The 17,198-nt window shown below is 44.0% G+C and carries 14 protein-coding genes; 5 read left to right on the top strand and 9 right to left on the bottom strand.

From position 1 onward, the window contains the following. Nucleotides 1–253: 253 nt before the first annotated feature. Together JMW94_RS12330 and maiA are read right to left on the bottom strand one after the other, a co-directional pair. A complete protein-coding gene (locus JMW94_RS12330; protein WP_201604594.1) occupies nucleotides 254–1,435 on the bottom strand; it encodes an acyl-CoA dehydrogenase family protein in 1,182 nt (393 codons plus the stop codon). 353 nt (nucleotides 1,436–1,788) lie between these two features. Next, nucleotides 1,789–2,436 carry a maleylacetoacetate isomerase gene (maiA, locus tag JMW94_RS12325; RefSeq protein ID WP_201604597.1) on the bottom strand — a complete coding sequence of 216 codons (648 nt, stop codon included), beginning with the start codon at nucleotides 2,434–2,436 and terminating at the stop codon, nucleotides 1,789–1,791. Between the two features lie 142 nt (nucleotides 2,437–2,578). Between maiA and JMW94_RS12320 the strand changes: the two genes are divergently transcribed. Next, complete coding sequence (locus JMW94_RS12320; protein ID WP_227679040.1) at nucleotides 2,579–3,466, top strand: IclR family transcriptional regulator; 888 nt, start codon at nucleotides 2,579–2,581, stop codon at nucleotides 3,464–3,466. Between the two features lie 81 nt (nucleotides 3,467–3,547). Here the strand turns inward: JMW94_RS12320 and JMW94_RS12315 are convergent, their stop codons facing one another. The 5 genes from JMW94_RS12315 to JMW94_RS12295 all read right to left on the bottom strand — a co-directional run bounded on the left by JMW94_RS12315 (nucleotide 3,548) and on the right by JMW94_RS12295 (nucleotide 9,280). After that, nucleotides 3,548–4,600, bottom strand: a complete 1,053-nt coding sequence (locus JMW94_RS12315) for a TRAP transporter substrate-binding protein (RefSeq protein ID WP_045454627.1) — start codon at nucleotides 4,598–4,600, stop codon at nucleotides 3,548–3,550. Between the two features lie 146 nt (nucleotides 4,601–4,746). Then, a complete protein-coding gene (locus JMW94_RS12310) occupies nucleotides 4,747–5,322 on the bottom strand; it encodes a VOC family protein (protein WP_201501319.1) in 576 nt (191 codons plus the stop codon). Between the two features lie 113 nt (nucleotides 5,323–5,435). Next, nucleotides 5,436–6,737, bottom strand: a complete 1,302-nt coding sequence (gene fahA / locus JMW94_RS12305) for a fumarylacetoacetase (protein WP_413786199.1) — start codon at nucleotides 6,735–6,737, stop codon at nucleotides 5,436–5,438. Nucleotides 6,738–6,988: 251 nt separating this feature from the next. Further along, a complete protein-coding gene (locus JMW94_RS12300) occupies nucleotides 6,989–8,185 on the bottom strand; it encodes an aromatic amino acid transaminase (protein ID WP_201604593.1) in 1,197 nt (398 codons plus the stop codon). Nucleotides 8,186–8,350: 165 nt separating this feature from the next. After that, on the bottom strand, nucleotides 8,351–9,280 hold the full coding sequence (locus JMW94_RS12295; RefSeq protein WP_201604592.1) for a LysR family transcriptional regulator: 930 nt from the start codon (nucleotides 9,278–9,280) through the stop codon (nucleotides 8,351–8,353). Nucleotides 9,281–9,425: 145 nt separating this feature from the next. Here JMW94_RS12295 and hppD point away from each other — a divergent pair, with 145 nt between their 5' ends. From hppD to nhaC, 4 genes are all read left to right on the top strand, one after another. Further along, a complete protein-coding gene (gene hppD, locus JMW94_RS12290) occupies nucleotides 9,426–10,526 on the top strand; it encodes a 4-hydroxyphenylpyruvate dioxygenase (protein WP_201604591.1) in 1,101 nt (366 codons plus the stop codon). A 200-nt stretch (nucleotides 10,527–10,726) separates the two neighbouring features. After that, nucleotides 10,727–11,680, top strand: a complete 954-nt coding sequence (phhA, locus tag JMW94_RS12285; RefSeq protein WP_201604590.1) for a phenylalanine 4-monooxygenase — start codon at nucleotides 10,727–10,729, stop codon at nucleotides 11,678–11,680. A gap of 126 nt (nucleotides 11,681–11,806) precedes the next feature. Further along, the gene (locus JMW94_RS12280; RefSeq protein ID WP_201581295.1) at nucleotides 11,807–12,148 is read left to right on the top strand and encodes a 4a-hydroxytetrahydrobiopterin dehydratase; all 342 of its coding nucleotides are present in this window, start codon (nucleotides 11,807–11,809) and stop codon (nucleotides 12,146–12,148) included. A gap of 92 nt (nucleotides 12,149–12,240) precedes the next feature. Continuing rightward, the gene (gene nhaC / locus JMW94_RS12275) at nucleotides 12,241–13,629 is read left to right on the top strand and encodes a Na+/H+ antiporter NhaC (protein WP_055124079.1); all 1,389 of its coding nucleotides are present in this window, start codon (nucleotides 12,241–12,243) and stop codon (nucleotides 13,627–13,629) included. 85 nt (nucleotides 13,630–13,714) lie between these two features. Here the strand turns inward: nhaC and nirD are convergent, their stop codons facing one another. Both nirD and nirB read right to left on the bottom strand, forming a co-directional pair. Further along, a complete protein-coding gene (gene nirD, locus JMW94_RS12270) occupies nucleotides 13,715–14,065 on the bottom strand; it encodes a nitrite reductase small subunit NirD (RefSeq protein WP_201501313.1) in 351 nt (116 codons plus the stop codon). A gap of 149 nt (nucleotides 14,066–14,214) precedes the next feature. Then, nucleotides 14,215–16,815, bottom strand: a complete 2,601-nt coding sequence (gene nirB / locus JMW94_RS12265) for a nitrite reductase large subunit NirB (protein ID WP_201604589.1) — start codon at nucleotides 16,813–16,815, stop codon at nucleotides 14,215–14,217. Nucleotides 16,816–17,198 lie beyond the last annotated feature (383 nt).

Here is a 17,198-nt window from a genome sequence, read left to right as displayed (position 1 = left end):
ATTTGGTAGTCACTATTTGGTAGTCACTATTTGGTAGTCACTATTTGGTAGTCACTATTTGGTAGTCACTATTTGGTAGTCACTATTTGGTAGTCACTATTTGGTAGTCACTATTTGGTAGTCACTATTTGATAATCACTATTTGGTAGTCACTATATGATTTTTAACAATGATTTGTTTTTCTTTAGCTCAATAGCCAAGCGATAATAAGCCCTCATTCTATGAGGGCTTATTTATTTTTATAAAAGCAATTCTATACTCTGAACATGGCTGCATTTGGGGTCAATCCGACATAAGCCATGCCAGCTTGCTCCATCCAATGTGGCTGCACGATACCATGTTGTAAAATAGCATGAATGTCTCGATGCGCTCTTTCTATTCTATGTTTTTTATATAGCGAGACCGTACCAGCGACCGCATAAATCTCCGATACCATGGCTCTGGCTTCTCTCGCTGCCTCACAGGCTGCTGCCCACACATCAGCCAGCTGTATATCGGTAAAGGCATACTGTTGCTGTGCTTCGTTCCATAATACCTCGACACTATTGTGTAGTTGTGCGCGCCTAGACGCTAATAGTGTTTTGCTTTTAGCAATAGTCGCTTGTACTGCTGCACGATCACGCAAATCTGGGCTTTTACCGGGCGTTACTTTCTCAAGGCAAATTTGGATTAACTCATCTGTCGCTGCTTTTAAGACACCCAGTGCCATCGCTGCACAGCCAGCGGCATTAATACAGCCGATTGGTAGGCGGCTATACGCATTATCGATGGCGACAGGGCTATCAAAATCGACCGCATAACGTTCCTGCACAAACGCGTCTTTGATGACGATGTCATGACTGCCTGTACCATTTAGTCCACCAACATGCCAAGTATCAATCACTTCCACATCTTCTTTTGGAATAAAGAACAACTTTAGATTTGCACCCGGTCCAAGGGTCGTAGGCGAGCCTTCAGATATTACCAAGCAGCGCAGCACAAACCAGTCTGCCAATTCACAACCTGATACTAATGTCCATTGACCTGAGACCGTATATCCTTCAGCGGTTTGTTTAGCAATCCCTTCAGGGCGTGCAGAGTTCGCATAGACATGAGAGGGGTCACTGTATATTTCCTTCATGCTAGGCTCGTCTAAAAACCGTCCAAATGTGCAGGCCAAATGATTGTTCCAAACGATCCAAGCAACTGAGGCTTCAGCACTGGCTAGCGTCTCATAAACTTTTAATGTTTCCACAGGATTGCCTTGCCATCCTCCCAACGATTTTGGCAGTCCCATCCTAAATAGCGACAACTCTGACAGTTTTTTGACCACTGTCGGTGCAATTTTTCTACAGGTTTCTGTTTCTTCTCTAGCCGATAGGGCTAAATCATAAATATCTTGAGCGGCATGGGATGGTAGAGCGTCTTTGTTATTTGATAAAGGTGTATAACTCATAATATCCAACCTTATTTTAATGTATAAAACAGTATGTTTATCTAAAATCAATTCTAAATTTGAGATATAACAACGCCTATACCAAGAATAGCCAACAGTTGACTGCTATACAACCAATAATTTGAATATATGGAATATTATATTGAGATGAAAAGTAGAGGTGATGATTCGATGAAATATTGAATACTATGTTTGGCTTAAGAGTATCAATGCTTTGCCTGTTTTCAGGCAGTCATTCGCTTTGATTGCTTTGTCTGAGCTCTGAGTCCAGAAATTATAAGGGCGTTTTGTTATTAAATTCTCTAGTCATTTAATAGCAAAACACCCTTACTGAAAGCACCCTGTTTGATTATTTATTGAGACTTGGGCGCATCAGGCTGCATGCTAGGATCAGCGTCGGCAAATGCTTTGAGCGTACGGCAATGCGTGTCAATTTCGACGATATTGGGATAGGTACTTAAATCCACGTTAAAACGTCGCGCCGAAGAGACCTGAGGAATCAAATAGCAATCTGCAAAAGTAGGGCTGTCACCGTAGCAAAATTTTCCACGGCTTTTGTCTTTTGCTAGTATTTTTTCTAACGCCGCAAAGCCCTCACTCATCCAACGGTTGCACCACGCCATGACTTTTTCTTCGTCTACCGCCAGCTCATTGCGTAGATATTGTAAGATACGGCGATTATTAATAGGATGAATATCACAACCAATCATAGCGCTAATGGCACGTACTTGCATACGTCCAGCCGCGTCTTTAGGCAATAGCGGGTTTTCAGAATGAACCTCTTCTAACCATTCTAAAATGGCTGGGCTTTGATATAGTAATAAATCATCGGTCTGTAAAACAGGCACCAATCCTTGTGGGTTGAGTGATTTAAACGCATCTGCTAACTGCTCATCTTTTGCTAAATTGACCGAAATATAGTCATAGTCTAAGCCTTTGAGATTCATCGCTATGCGAGTACGATACGAGGTGCTGCTGCGAAAGTAGCCATAAAGTGTCATCATTGTGAATTCCTTTTATTATGGTAGGTTGTGAATGAGATAAGCAGTTATAATTAATAATACGAAATGTATGTTATACAATTAAATAACTCTTATGACGTTACCTCTTCATTTCAGTTTTTCATGAATATATTAGATTAATATGCCAAGTAAATTACTCATTGAGCAAAATATGCCAGCAGCTGAAAACCCTTTAGAAAATCCCGTGACAACCAATAAAAGTCAAAGTGGCGTCCAGTCACTGGAGATTGGATTGTCGGTGTTAGACGTTCTTATCGATCATAATGAGCCGATGATGCTAAAAGATATTGCGCAAGTGATGCAAATGCATCCAGCAAAGTGTCACCGTTATTTGGTCAGCCTCATACGTAAAAACTATGCGCGTAAGCTTGATGATGGTCGCTACGGGCTAGGCGATAGGGTTAACACATTGGCAGCATTGTGGCACTCTGGATTTAGTCAAAACAATATTTTAGAGCGGCTGACGCACATCGCTAATGAAATCAAAGACACCCTGAATTGCGGTGTGCAGATTGCCAAATGGTTTAGCGAAGGTCCTATTATTATTCAGTCCGTTGAACCAGATAGCCCGATTAGTATTATCACTCGTATCGGTTCACGTATGCCGCTGACGACATCGGCGACGGGGCAATTATTTGCCAGTTATCAGCCAGATGCCGTCATTCAGCCATTGGTAACAGCTGAATGGCAGACAGACAATGAAGCAATAATCACAGAAAAATGGCAGAATTTCAGTCATTTGCAAGCCAAGATTCGTACCCAAGGCTATGCGACGGTCACGGGTGATATGCTCATGGGGATTAATGCCATCACCATTCCTGTCATAGTGCCGTCGTTTGCTAATGGCGCTGTTAATTTATCTGCTGTTAGTGACAAAACTGCTAGCAAAGGACTACCACTAGAATACGCCATCACTATCATTGGAACGACAGAGCAATTGCCCATGAGTGAGCAACACAACGTGGTTGAGCAAATTCTAGCGATAGCGCAGCGTTATCAAATTGCGTAGCTGGTGCTTTTGCTACATAATTTTCACCATATAAACCGACTGTTTTTTGGTAGAAAACCACTGCGTAATTATTTTACTTCTTTAAACGAGACAGGCGCTACTTGCTGCTTTAGCTTTTTCGTATACATTATTAGCATCTAGACCAGTGGCATTCACTTCGTCAAGGTAATGCTGCGAGCCTTCCATTAATGGACCTTTCCAGTCTGGGTCATTGAGTGGATCAGGGATATCGATCATGATATCGCCTTTTTCTTTAGCGGCAGCCATTGCTTTGGCGTTACTGACGTCAAATACTTTGGAGACACGTGCTGCCATCTCGGCACCTGAATTGTCATCAATTACTTTCTTGAGATCATCGGGCAAATTATCATATTTATCTTTGTTCATACTGATAACAAAAGTAGAATTATAAAAAGGTATGTTGGTATGTGTATTGATGAGCTCATCAAGACGAAAAGCTTGAATGGGCTGCCAAGTAAAGCTGAGTCCGTCAATGACACCGCGCTGAAGCGAGGTATAAGTATCACTGGCAGGCATGCCAACGGGTGCGGCACCAGTCGCCTCGATAATGTGGCTAGCAACGGCCGAAGGTTGGCGAATACGCAAACCTTTCATATCGGCTGGCGTGCGAATGGGTTTATCAACCGTATGAAGAGCGCCTTGTCCAGTGCCTATCAGCGCTAGCAGGTGAGTATCTTCGTACTCATTTTTAATGACACCATCATCATACAGTTTATGAAGTATGCAGCTCTGCTGCTGTGCAGTATTGGTGATACCTGGCAGCTCTACAATTTGAGTCAAAGGAAATCGCCCTGCTGTATATCCTTGCGCTTGCATACCAATATCAACGATACCTTTTACGGTAGCATCATAAGTAGCCCCCGGTTTGCTAAGAGTAGCAGAAGGGTAGATCTCAATCTTTAAGCGGCCTTTTGATTCTTCTTCAATTTTCTTTGCCCATGGCTGCAATGCTTCGGTGTTTATGTTGTCATTGGCAGTCATAAAGTGTGAGAATCTTAGAGTAGTCACATCGCCTGTATCTACATCAGCGTTTATTGCTGGGTCGTTATTAGAACAACCAGTCATCGCGAGCGAGGTCGCTAAGAGTATTCCTAAAGGGGGTCTTATTTTCATCATTGAATCCTTTCATGATGGTTAGATATTGTTCGCTACCTAGGGCGTGTCATCAATTAGTATATTGATGCATTTAGTGGTCTTAAAATGATGGCACGCCCTAATTAGTCATATAAAAAGAGATAACGAACACAATAACAGGTCAATCACTCACCGACAGGCGCGCCTTCTCTTGCTTCAGCCAGTTCCTCTGCATGTAAAAACTGGGTATGAGCTGGTGCGCGTTTGGTAAGTGACCATTCTTCTAACATCTCATACTTCATGGCTTCAGTAATCATCGAGACTTTTTCTTCTGAGGTAATATCATCGTAGGTGAGTTCCATACGATGGCCGTTAGGATCAAAGAAATAGATAGAATGGAAGATACCGTGATTGGTCACGCCGACCACATCAATACCATTTTCTTCTAAATGCTTTTTTGCTGCCATTAAGGCATCACGGTCTTTTACCTTCATGGCTAAGTGTTGCACCCAATTTGGGGTATTCGGATCAAAACCCATTTCAGGCTGATTGGGCACTTCAAAAAACGCCAATACGTTGCCATTACCAGCATCTAAAAACACATGCATATAAGGATCAAAGGCTTTGGTCGAAGGCACGTGGTCTTCAGCAAATGCAAGGATGAAATCCATGTTTAGGTATTTTTGATACCATTCAACGGTTTCTTTGGCGTCTTTGCAGCGATAAGCCACATGATGGATTTTTTCAATTTTAAAGCTCATATCAAACTCCTTTTGATAGGGAATGCAGTGAGTAATAGGCTGCCAGTACCGATTGACTATAGGTCGATGGTTGCTTGGCAGCTCAAAACAATAGTGCTCACATTTTTTCTAGACTATTTGTCAAAATCAAAGTTAAGCGCGGGCAGTACTTTGCCGCGTACTTCACCAAAGCCGACACGAATGCCGTCTTTTTCGCTATAGCCTTTCATGATTACTGTGTCGCCATCTTCAATAAAACTGCGGGTCTCGCCGCCTTTTAAAGTGACAGGTTTGGTCGCATTCCAAGCAATCTCTAACATTGAGCCATAAGAATCTGGCGTTGGTCCTGAAATCGTACCTGAGCCCATCATATCGCCAACTTCCACTTTACAGCCAGTGATGGTGTGGTGGGTTAGCTGCTGCGCCATTGACCAATACATATGTTTGAAGTTGGTCTCACAAACCACAGTGGCGCTATCTGAGTTTTCAGGCAATAACTCAACTGATAGATGAATGTCATAGCTATTATTGCTGTCTTTTTCGTTTAGATATGCCAATGGTTTTGGCTCTTGAATCGGGCATGCCGTTTTAAAAGGTGCCAACGCATCCATAGTCACAATCCAAGGCGAGACTTCAGAAGCAAAGGTTTTAGCATTAAATGGACCTAAAGGCACGTATTCCCATTTTTGAATGTCACGGGCTGACCAGTCGTTGAGCAAAACCATGCCAAAAATATGCTCAGAGGCATTGTCTACTGCAATTGGTTGACCAATGCTATTACCTTTACCAACTACAAAAGCAGTCTCAAGCTCAAAATCTAAACGCTTGCAGGCTGAGAAAATAGGGCGGTCGTCAGCGTTTGGCTTTAATTGACCAGAGGGGCGTATCACATCAGTGCCACTGACGATGACGGTGCTGGCGCGTCCGTTATAGCCGACGGGCATTTCAGTCCAGTTAGGTAATAGCGCGTTGTTTGGATCACGGAACATAGTGCCGACGTTGGTGGCGTGCTCTTTAGATGAATAGAAATCGGTAAAACCTGGGACGTGAACAGGCAGATGCATGGTGACGTCTGCTTGATTAAATAGCGCTTTTTTCTGCAAGTCTTGATTATCACGTAAGGCGTCGCTGGCACTAGATAGGAGGGTTTGGATGGTTTTTCGTGCTTGAGTCCAATTGTCTCGACCTGAGTCAATAAAAGCGTTTAGCGTTGGTTGATCAAAATATGGACCGCCCTCTAAGCTCAGTAAACCTTCTGCTTCGAGCACAGCCAAATCCAATACGTACTCACCGATAGCCACACCAGCGCGGCGCTTGTTATTACCAGCAGCGTCTTTGGCATCACTAAAAATACCATAAGGTAGGTTATGAATGGAGAAGTCAGAATCAGCGGCGATATCGATAAAGGATGTGAGGGTGTTGTCAATCTTTGACATAGGTTGCTCCTTGCTAAAGCATATAATGAATTACGTTATAATTAACTACTTACGCATAATGTAATTTATCAAAGTGGAGATTGCAAGGGTTTTTGTGCAGTGTTTTCTTAAAAGAGACGTGATACTAGGGACATTGATGTTCTTTGGTAAAATAAATAGGAAAACGCAGGACATAAAAAAGGCTGAGCACTCGCTCAACCTTCTTATGAATCGCTATTACTGACTACCGCACCGCTTTAATGCGTGCTCACTCAGTCTTTCAAGACGTCTGCCATGGCATTGGCCACATAGTCGATGTTGCTGGTGTTCAGTCCAGCCACACACATACGTGAGTTGGAAACCATGTAAATGCCAAACTCGCTTTGTAAGCGTTCGACTTGTTCAGGCGTTAGACCAGTAAAGCTAAACATGCCGTTTTGACGGGTAATATAGTCAAAGTTGCGGTTCGGGATTTTGGCTTCTAACACTGATTTTAGCTGTAAACGCATGGCTTTGATACGGTCACGCATCGCATAAACTTCGCCAACCCATTGCTTATGTAGTGCTTCGTCGTTCATAACGATATCGACCACACGACCACCATGTGATGGCGGGCTTGAGTAAATACGGCGTACGGTAGCATTCAGCTGACCGAAGACGCGCTCTGTCTCGTCAATCGTTGGACAAACAACTGATAGACCGCCGACACGCTCACCATATAGTGATAAGTTTTTAGAGAATGAGTTGCTGACAAACAATGGCAAGCCCATATCGACAGTTTTACGAATCGCATAAGCATCGCTGTCCATGTCTTCGCCAAAGCCTTGGTAGGCAATATCCATAAATGGAATCAGTTCGCGCGCTTGAATGACGTTCAGCACGGTATCCCATTGCTCACGGGTCAAATCTAGACCTGTTGGATTGTGGCAACAAGGATGCAGCAAGATCACATCATTTTTGTTCAACGTCTCAAAAAACGCAATCATTTCATCGAACTTGATGCTGCTGTTGGCTTTGTCATAGTACGGGTATTTACCCACTTCGACATCAGAGCCTTCAAAAATAGCAATGTGGTTGCCCCATGTTGGATCACTCACATAGCATTTAGATTGTGGGAACCATTCATGGATGAACTCAGCGCCGACTTTTAACGCGCCAGAACCGCCAATCGTAGCGATAGTGGCGACCAAACCGTCTTTTAAAATCTGTGCGTCTTTACCGAACAGTAATTCCTGACAGCCTTTACGATGTCCTGGTAAGCCTGCCATCGGCAGATATGGACGCGGCGCAATAGGATCGGCAATGCGTTCTTCGGCTGTTTTTACACAGTCAAGTACAGGCAATACACCATTTTCATCATAATAAATACCAATGCCTAAATTGACCTTTTTAGGATTGTTATCTGCTGTATATTTTTCCATCAGCCCTAAAATTGGATCACCAGCGTAATAGTCGATACGTTCAAACATGTTGTTTCCTTATGAAATATAAATCAAGCCGCCAAAAATCATAGAGCAAATTGACGGTTAACTCAATATGAGATTCAATTATCTTGCATAATTAATAAAATAGTTGGTTGAAACCATCGTGTTTCAAAGCTTTTTAAGCATCAACCATGCCTGTGTCAGCGATACTTAAATATGCTGTAAGTCATTAAAATGACTGGAAAAATAGCTCTGCAAGAAGTCTTTGAAAGCAATGGTAGCAGGCGATAACGCACGAGAAGAACGCTGATAGATAAAAAACTGCCGCATTTTAACGGGTTGTGCCAGCGGCCTCATTTGTAAGCCATTGGCGCTAACCCAGTCGATGACTTCGGGCATATAGGGTAAACATAAGGTAATGCCGAAGCCTTGACGGGTCATCTCAAGCGCGGTGGACATAAAATTGACCTTGTAACGCGCCTGTTGAATATGGCTGGCGATCCGGTCGTCCAATTCGGCTGTCACTTGTTCAATGAAAGGGCCTTGCAGCGTGATGAGCGGAATGTCTAATAAATCCTGCCACGTTATTTCATGTTCTTGTGCCAGCGCATGGTTGTCAGGCATCACCACACAAAATGGTAGCTGATATAACAAATCAGCATTGATATCGTCCTCAGTCTCCATAAATCCAAGCTCAGTACCGACACCCAAATCTACTTCAATGTCCTGAATATGTCTGAGTAAGTTTTCTGCCGAACAATCTAATAGCGACACGCCAATCTCGGGGTATTGTTTGGAGAACTGGGCGATGACTGCTGGCATAGAGGAGGCGGCAAACTGCGAAACAGCGAGTCGGACTTGACCTTGCGCCAAGCTTGTTAAGCTGCTCGCCTCATTTTCAAACAGCTGCATCTCATTTAAGATACGCCGTGCTTGCGGCAATAAATGCCGTCCTACTACCGACAACGACAGCTGGCGGGTAGTACGGTCGAACAGCACAATACCGAGGCTGGACTCTAGCTCTTTAATCAAGCCGCTAACGGCAGATTGGGTCAAATGCATCTGATCGCTGGCACGGGTAAAACTGCCATTGTCAGCGACTTGGATAAAAGCGGTTAATTGGCGAATGCTGATATTCATAAGTAAACCTGATAAATAAATCATAAAAAACAATTAGTCTTATAAATAAACCTAATCTAATATAAATACACCGTCAATAAGAATTATTGATTGAAGACATTTTTTATCGCATTTTTACCACCAATTGAAATTAAGGATGATTACAATGGCAGATTTATTTGACAACCCAATGAGCCTGAATGGGTTTGATTTTGTTGAATTCGCCTCACCTCAACCGGATGCGGTCGACGCATTGTTCAAACAGCTTGGCTTTGCCCATGTCGCCAACCATCGCTCAAAAGATGTGGCGCTATACCGTCAAGGTGACATCAATCTTATTCTAAATCGTGAACCAAAAAGCGAAGCCAGCTATTTCGTTGAAGAGCATGGTGCTGGCGCTTGTAGCATGGGTTTTCGTGTGCAGAATTCCAAAAAAGCTTATGAGCGTGCCATCGAAATGGGCGCGCAGCCAGTAGACGTACCCACTGGTGTGATGGAGCTGCGCCTGCCTGCTATCAAGGGTATCGGTGGCTCACTGATTTATCTCATCGATCGTTATAAAGATGGTGAGTCTATTTATGACGTCGATTTCGAGTTTTTTGCTGATGTAGACCGTCGTCCTGTCGGGCATGGTTTCAAAGTTATCGACCATTTAACCCATAACGTTTACCGTGGTCGTATGGCTTATTGGGCAAACTTTTATGAGCGCATTTTTAACTTCCGCGAAATCCGCTTTTTTGACATCAAAGGTGAATATACGGGTTTGACCAGTAAAGCCATGACGGCGCCTGATGGCAAAATCCGTATTCCATTGAACGAAGAGTCAAAGCAGGGCGGCGGTCAAATCGAAGAATACTTGATGCATTTCAACGGTGAAGGTATTCAGCATATTGCTTTGGCCAGCGATGATTTGTTTGCCAGTATCGACAAGTTAAAAGCAGCGGGTATCCCGCTCATGACCGCTCCAACCGCGACTTACTATGAAATGCTGAGTGAGCGTCTACCAGGTCATGGCGAAAATGTCTCTGAGCTACAGATGCGCGGTATCTTGTTAGATGGCACCACTGAAGGCGGCACACCGCGTCTGCTGCTACAGATCTTCTCTGAAACTATCTTAGGTAGCCCTGTTTTCTTCGAGTTTATCCAGCGTAAAGGTGATTACGAAGATGGCTTTGGCGAAGGTAACTTCAAAGCCCTATTTGAATCCATCGAGCGCGATCAAGTCCGTCGTGGCACGGTTGGTCAGCCAGAAACTGAAACACCGTAAGCGCCTCTACATTTAGGGAAAAATCCATAAAATAAACGGGCAGGGCAAAAGGAGTTTGTCTTGTCCCTAATAACCACTGCGCTCTGTAATGCCATGTGTTCAATGCGATGACTGGGCTATGGTTCAGTCATGATTGCGAACGAATAGCAAAAACTCAGAGCGCTATTCAGAGTGCCAATGGCAATAAAAGGAATACAGGCATGGAACGCCTACCACATACGAATTCTGTTAATAAAGCTATCGGTGCCAACAGCGTTGCTTGCAAAACGCTAGGCACTGATGCCAGTCACGATGATTCTGCTCATAAAAAGCAGGATTCTATGCCTAAAAAACAACCTTACGTGTCGCATCAGCCAGATAGCCATGGTCATATTCATTATAGTGATGATGAAAATGGTATGTGGCAGGCATTACTTGAGCGTCAAGCCGAGCAAATACCCAATCGCGCCTGCCCAGCCTATCTAGACGGTTTAAAAAAACTGAATTTGCCCGCTACGCGTATTCCGCAGCTGCAAGATATTGATGCAGTATTGCAAGCCACGACTGGCTGGCAAACTGCCGCTGTCCCTGCATTAATCAGTTTTGGTAAGTTTTTTAAATTGCTTGCCAATAAATCCTTTCCGGTGGCAACTTTTATCCGTCGATTTGATGATATGGACTATATCGAAGAGCCTGATATTTTTCATGAAATCGTTGGACATTGTCCGCTTTTGACCCATCCTGCCTTTGCGACGTTCAATGAAACTTATGGCAAGCTGGGTCTTAATGCCACTAAAGAAGAACGGTGGTTTTTGGCACGGCTCTATTGGTTCACCATCGAGTTTGGTTTGGTGGGACAAAATAAAGGCAGTCGCCGAATCTATGGCGGAGGCATCTTAAGCTCACCGTCTGAGACGGTTTATGCGCTCAATGCTGGTTCTGAGCAGCAAGCAGAACCTCAGCATCAACCGCAAAATCAACCAGAGCACCGAGCGTTTGACTTGCTTGATGTGTTACGTACCCCTTATCGTATCGATCATATCCAGCCGATTTATTATGTCATTGATGATTTGGATACATTATTTGATATCGTCAATAGCGATGTCATGGGAATGGTCAAACAAGCCATGTCGCTAGGATTGTTCGAGCCTAGTTATGCGGTAAAAAACGCCTAATACATGGTTAAGAAAAACGGCATCATTTGAATGATGCAGTCGTAAATGACAGCGTCAACATGGACGTAACTGTATTAAAAGTAACAGTATTAAAAAAATGAATAGTTAACATAAAAGGACATTATAATGACGACATTATCACAAGCCAGCTGTGAGGCCTGCCGCATTGGCGCGCCAACGGTCAGCGACATCGAAGCACAAGAACTATTACAGCAAATTCCAGATTGGTCATTGATCGAGGTTGATGGCATTAAGCAATTACAACGTCAATATAAATTCAAAAACTTCGTCAAGGCGATGGAGTTTGCTAACCAATTAGCAGACATCGCCGAAGCAGAAGGGCATCATCCTGGCATATTGATAGAGTGGGGCAAGGTGACGGTTACGTGGTGGTCACACAGCATTAAAGGTCTGCATCGCAATGATTTTGTCATGGCAGCTAAGACCGATAGTCTGCTGGATCAATAATGAGGGTAGCAATCGCTATTGCAACTCATTAAACTTGTCCGACTCAAAGCCAACCCTAACGCCAGATTTGACTGGCAAGCTAAGGATGTGTGATGCCTCCAAAAATATTAACCCAAATTTCACCTCAACTGGCATTTATGATTTCTGCCATTGTCATCGCTATTATGGGCGTTACCATGATAGGTTTTGGCTGGGTACCGCATTTATCATTGATACTCGCTATTTGTGTCTTGCTGGGCATTGGTCTGTTTAAAGGCTTGACCTTTGATGACATGCAAGCGCAAATGGCATCGGGTGTCATGCGTGGTATCGGTGCGATCTATCTATTCTTCTTTATTGGTTTGATGGTCGCCGCTTTAATGATGTCTGGTGCTATTCCAACGCTGATGTATTTTGGTTTTCAGTTGATTTCACCAGAGTATTATTACATTTCAGCCTTTGTATTGACCTCTATTATTGGTATTGCCTTGGGCAGTAGTTTGACCACCGCGGCGACATTGGGCGTGGCTTTTATTGGTATGAGTAATGCCTTTGATGCCAACGTGGCGATTGCGGCTGGTGCGGTGGTTTCAGGGGCGTTTTTCGGTGATAAAATGTCGCCGTTATCAGATACCTGTACCATTGCTTCATCGGTGGTGGGTATTGATTTGTTTGAGCATATTCGCAATATGATGTATACCACGGTACCAGCGTGGATACTCACGGTCATTATTTTTTGGTTTTTCTCTGGGCAGACCGCAGGCTCTGACTTGAGTCAAGTAACCGTATTGCAAGGTCAGTTGATTGAAAGTGGCTTGGTACATGGTTATGCGGTATTGCCATTTGTGGTACTGGTTGGGTTGGCAGTTTTTCGTGTCAATGCCATTTATACGATTATTTGTACCATTGTGGCAGCATTGATTATTACTTATTTGCACAGCTCGCCGAGCTTTGGACAATTAGGCGGCTATTTATTTGCAGGCTATGCACCGGCTGAATCGTTAGAGCTGGGTGAAGTCGGTGGTATGCTATCGCGCGGCGGTGTGCAGAGTATGTTCTTCACTCAAGCGATTGTAATATTGGCACTCAGTCTCGGTGGCTTGCTCACAGCATTGGGTATTTTGCCAGCACTGTTATCAGGGATTAAAGACACATTAACCACATCAGGACGCGCCATATTTGCCGCTGCCATGTCTGCTCTGAGTATTAACGTGCTTATTGGCGAGCAGTATTTGAGTATTTTATTATCTGGTACTGCCTTTCGTCCGACGTTTGAGCGGTTGAATTTACACCCAAAAAACCTGTCTCGTACCATTGAAGATGCAGGTACGGTCATCAATCCTCTAGTGCCTTGGAGTGTGTGCGGTGTGTTTATCAGCCAAGCATTAGGCGTGCCCGTGCTTGATTATCTGCCTTATGCGTTCTTCTGTTATTTATCGCTGTTACTAACGATATTGTTTGGTTTTACGGGAATTACCATCAGCCGACTCAAGAGTCAGTGACCCGAAAAACTTTTGTCTCTAAACTCTGCATTAAAACGCTAGGGCTTGTGTCTTCTAAGACAACATAACAAGCCCTAGTTTTTATTTATACCCTTGCAATCATGACATTGTTGTCATTTAAGACGACCTGATATGCATCCAGCATCACGCTCTCATCATCTAAACACTGACCAGTAGCTAGGTTAAAGCGTTGCTTATAGATGGGCGAGGCCACATAAAGTACTTCTTTTGCTGTTCCTGTGTCATCTGTAACTGTGGTACCACCAATTAAACCTCGAGATAGTACATTAGCCTGACTGAATGGATCGTAATTATCAAGAGCAAATAAATCGTTCTGTTTGGTACGAAAAATAGCAATTTGTTTGCCATCTATTAGTGCACACACACCAGTTTCAGGAATGATATCGTCAAGTGTACAAATAGTCTGTTGGTTCATGAGGCGGTATCCTTAGTGATGATAATATTGCTCTGTATGAGTGATAAATCGTGAGCGACAAGTTGTGAGTTGCAAAGCGTGAGTCGAGAAACTCATCGAAAAAACAGCACCTTGAATTTTGTGATAACAAACAAGGTATTCATCACTGGCTAAGCCAATTCAACCAGTTTAATGGTTGCTTTCTCAGCATCAGTCGCTGGGCGAATCTGCTCACGATCGGTCACGAAAACGACATTTTCATCGCCTTGCTCACTGTTTACAAAATGACGGAAACGTTTGAGTTTTTCAGTGTCGTTAATCGTCGCCGCCCACTCACACACGTAATTGTCGACCAACAATTGCATTTGAGCTTCAAGCTCATCTGCTATGCCTAAGCTGTCTTCGATAATGACAGCCTTCAGATAGTCAAGTCCGCCATCTAAGCTTTCACGCCACTTTGAGGTACGCTGTAGCTTGTCTGCTGTTTTGATATAGAACATAATGATGCGGTCGATGTATTTGACCATGGTCTCGGTATCGAGATCAGTGGCGAACAGCTCACCATGACGCGGGGTAATACCACCATTACCGCAGACAAATAAATTCCAGCCGTTTTCAGTCGCAATCATGCCAAAGTCTTTACTTTGCGCCTCAGCACATTCGCGCATACAGCCTGATACACCCATTTTGATTTTGTGCGGTGAGCGCACACCTTTATAACGATCCTCTAACCTCAAGGCTAGGCCAATGCTGTCATCGACGCCGTAGCGGCACCAGTTATTGCCAATACAAGATTTCACGGTACGTAAAGATTTACCATAGGCATGGCCAGTCTCAAAGCCTGCTTGTACCAGTTGCGTCCAAATATCAGGCAATTGCTCCATGCGCGCGCCAAACAGATCGACCCGCATCCCACCAGTGATTTTGGTGTACAAATTAAATTGCTTCGCCACTTGACCCAGTATGATGAGCTTATCTGCAGTAATTTCACCACCCGGTACACGCGGCACGACGGAATAAGTGCCGTCTTTTTGGATATTGCCTAAGTAGTAATCGTTACTGTCCTGTAGTGGTGTGAGCTCAGTTTTGAGTACGTAGTCATTCCAGCATGATGCTAAAATAGAGGCGACTGTCGGTTTACAGATCTCACAGCCATGACCGCTACCATGTTCAGTCAGTAACTCATCAAAGGTTTTGATACCGTGCACGCGAATCAGGCTATATAAATCTTGACGAGAGTAAGCAAAGTGCTCACACAAGTCATTGTTTACTTCAAAGCCCATGGCGGTGAGTTGATAGCTGACTGTATCTTTGACCATAGGGGCACAGCCACCACAGCCACTACTGGCACTGGTCATGGTTTTTACATCGCTGACGGAGTATGCGCCGTTTTCGACGGCGGAGCAGATAGCGCCTTTGGTCACGTTATAACAAGAGCAAATCGTGGCGGTATCTGGCAGATTGTCGATGCCCATCACGGGTTTTTCGACATTGGGTAATATCAGACTTTCGGGATGTGCAGGTAGGTCAATGTCATTTAAATACAATTGCAATAGGTTGTTATAGTCTTCGGTGTCGCCTACCAATACGGCACCAAGCAAGCGCTTGTTATCCGGTGTAGTAACCAGTTTTTTATAGATGCCCTCAGCAGGGTTTTGATACAGATAGCTTAAGCTACCGTCACTCGTACCATGTGCATCGCCAATACTACCCACATCCACACCCATCAGTTTTAACTTGGTGCTCATGTCAGCACCCGTAAATATCTGCTTGCTATCACCAGCAATTTGCGCGGCACAGATACTGGCCATATTGTAACCGGGAGCCACCAGACCAAATACTTTGTTGTCCCATACTGCGCATTCGCCTACGGCATAAACATGATCAGCGTTGGTGCGACATTGCTCATTGATCAAGATGCCACCGCGCCCGCCCATTTCGATACCGCACTCGGGGTTGTTTTTAATGAGACCATCTTGCGGTCTAATACCGGCGCTAAACACAATCATATCGGTCGTTAGAGAGGTGCCATCTGTAAACTGCATGGTTAAATGTTGATCATCACCGCTGGTGTCATCAGAGTTCGGCGCAGTGTTAGATAGAATCTCTTTGGTGTTTTTCCCCGTCAGTACTTTGACACCCAGTGCTTCTATTTTTCGCTTTAAAATCTCACCGCCAGCGGCATCAAGCTGAACACCCATCAATTGCGGCGCAAACTCGACCACATAGGTATCAAGACCTAGCGTCACGAGTGCTTTTGCAGCCTCAAGCCCCAGTAAACCGCCACCGACTACCACACCTTTTTTGACAGTGGGCAGTTCAGCAATCGCTAAAATCTCATCTAAATCTGCAATGGTACGGTATACGTGGCAGTGCGGATGCTCGCGGCCTGGGATAGGCGGCACAAAAGGATATGAACCAGTCGCTAGTACCAACTCAGAGTACTCAATAATCTCGCCTGCCTCAGTAGTAATACGCTGACTGGCCGAATCGATATCTACAATACACTGATTCAAATGCAAATTAACTTTTGATAATTCATAAGCCGTTAAATCTACTAGGTTCAGCTTACTGGCATCTTTATGTTCAAAGTAGCTCGACAAATAAACACGGTCATAAGCAGGGCGGTCTTCTTCAGCAAATACATGAATGTCAAATTGCTGGTGTAGACCTTGCTCAATTGCTCGTTCAATAAAGTGATGACCGACCATACCGTTGCCAATCACCACCAAATTGCCTTTACTTTTTGTGCTCAATGCAGTGCTACTCATGCGTCTGTCCTTAGTAATGGGGTTGGTTGGGTACGGTCGTCGTTTATTTTTTTATCACGCTATAAACGGCTCCGTCCCTCAACAACAGCTGATAAACAGCATTTAATACCTACTATTACAGAGCATTCAATAATCATGCCATGGCACTTTGATTAGCTGGGTTTTTACGCGTTGCTATTAGGCATAAAGGCATGCCATATCGGGACCAGTCGCTTATGTATAAAGGTTTTTATGTCAGCATAATTAGCGCTATGACTTGCCAAAAATCAGGATAGATGCCGTTATTGCCGACTGCGATGTCAGAAATTAATGCACCAAAATAGACACTACTGTGCCCCACGTTGGATGTTATTGCTGTTTATAAGGGAGACTGATGGAATGTT

Source organism: Psychrobacter immobilis (genome assembly GCF_904846185.1).
Classification (GTDB): Bacteria; Pseudomonadota; Gammaproteobacteria; order Pseudomonadales; family Moraxellaceae; genus Psychrobacter; species Psychrobacter immobilis_B.
The sequence above is the reverse complement of the archived record's forward strand: the minus strand, read 5'-3'. Positions and strand labels throughout refer to the sequence as shown.

Excerpts from the sequence above, each read along its gene's own strand:
- phhA (WP_201604590.1), top strand. The coding sequence starts at position 10,727 with ATGGAACGCCTACCACATACGAATTCTGTTAATAAAGCTATCGGTGCC.
- nirB (WP_201604589.1), bottom strand. The coding sequence starts at position 16,815 with ATGAGTAGCACTGCATTGAGCACAAAAAGTAAAGGCAATTTGGTGGTG.
- maiA (WP_201604597.1), bottom strand. The coding sequence starts at position 2,436 with ATGACACTTTATGGCTACTTTCGCAGCAGCACCTCGTATCGTACTCGC.
- JMW94_RS12280 (WP_201581295.1), top strand. The coding sequence starts at position 11,807 with ATGACGACATTATCACAAGCCAGCTGTGAGGCCTGCCGCATTGGCGCG.
- JMW94_RS12310 (WP_201501319.1), bottom strand. The coding sequence starts at position 5,322 with ATGAGCTTTAAAATTGAAAAAATCCATCATGTGGCTTATCGCTGCAAA.
- JMW94_RS12330 (WP_201604594.1), bottom strand. The coding sequence starts at position 1,435 with ATGAGTTATACACCTTTATCAAATAACAAAGACGCTCTACCATCCCAT.
- JMW94_RS12320 (WP_227679040.1), top strand. The coding sequence starts at position 2,579 with ATGCCAAGTAAATTACTCATTGAGCAAAATATGCCAGCAGCTGAAAAC.
- nirD (WP_201501313.1), bottom strand. The coding sequence starts at position 14,065 with ATGAACCAACAGACTATTTGTACACTTGACGATATCATTCCTGAAACT.
- hppD (WP_201604591.1), top strand. The coding sequence starts at position 9,426 with ATGGCAGATTTATTTGACAACCCAATGAGCCTGAATGGGTTTGATTTT.
- JMW94_RS12300 (WP_201604593.1), bottom strand. The coding sequence starts at position 8,185 with ATGTTTGAACGTATCGACTATTACGCTGGTGATCCAATTTTAGGGCTG.
- nhaC (WP_055124079.1), top strand. The coding sequence starts at position 12,241 with ATGCCTCCAAAAATATTAACCCAAATTTCACCTCAACTGGCATTTATG.
- fahA (WP_413786199.1), bottom strand. The coding sequence starts at position 6,737 with ATGTCAAAGATTGACAACACCCTCACATCCTTTATCGATATCGCCGCT.
- JMW94_RS12315 (WP_045454627.1), bottom strand. The coding sequence starts at position 4,600 with ATGAAAATAAGACCCCCTTTAGGAATACTCTTAGCGACCTCGCTCGCG.
- JMW94_RS12295 (WP_201604592.1), bottom strand. The coding sequence starts at position 9,280 with ATGAATATCAGCATTCGCCAATTAACCGCTTTTATCCAAGTCGCTGAC.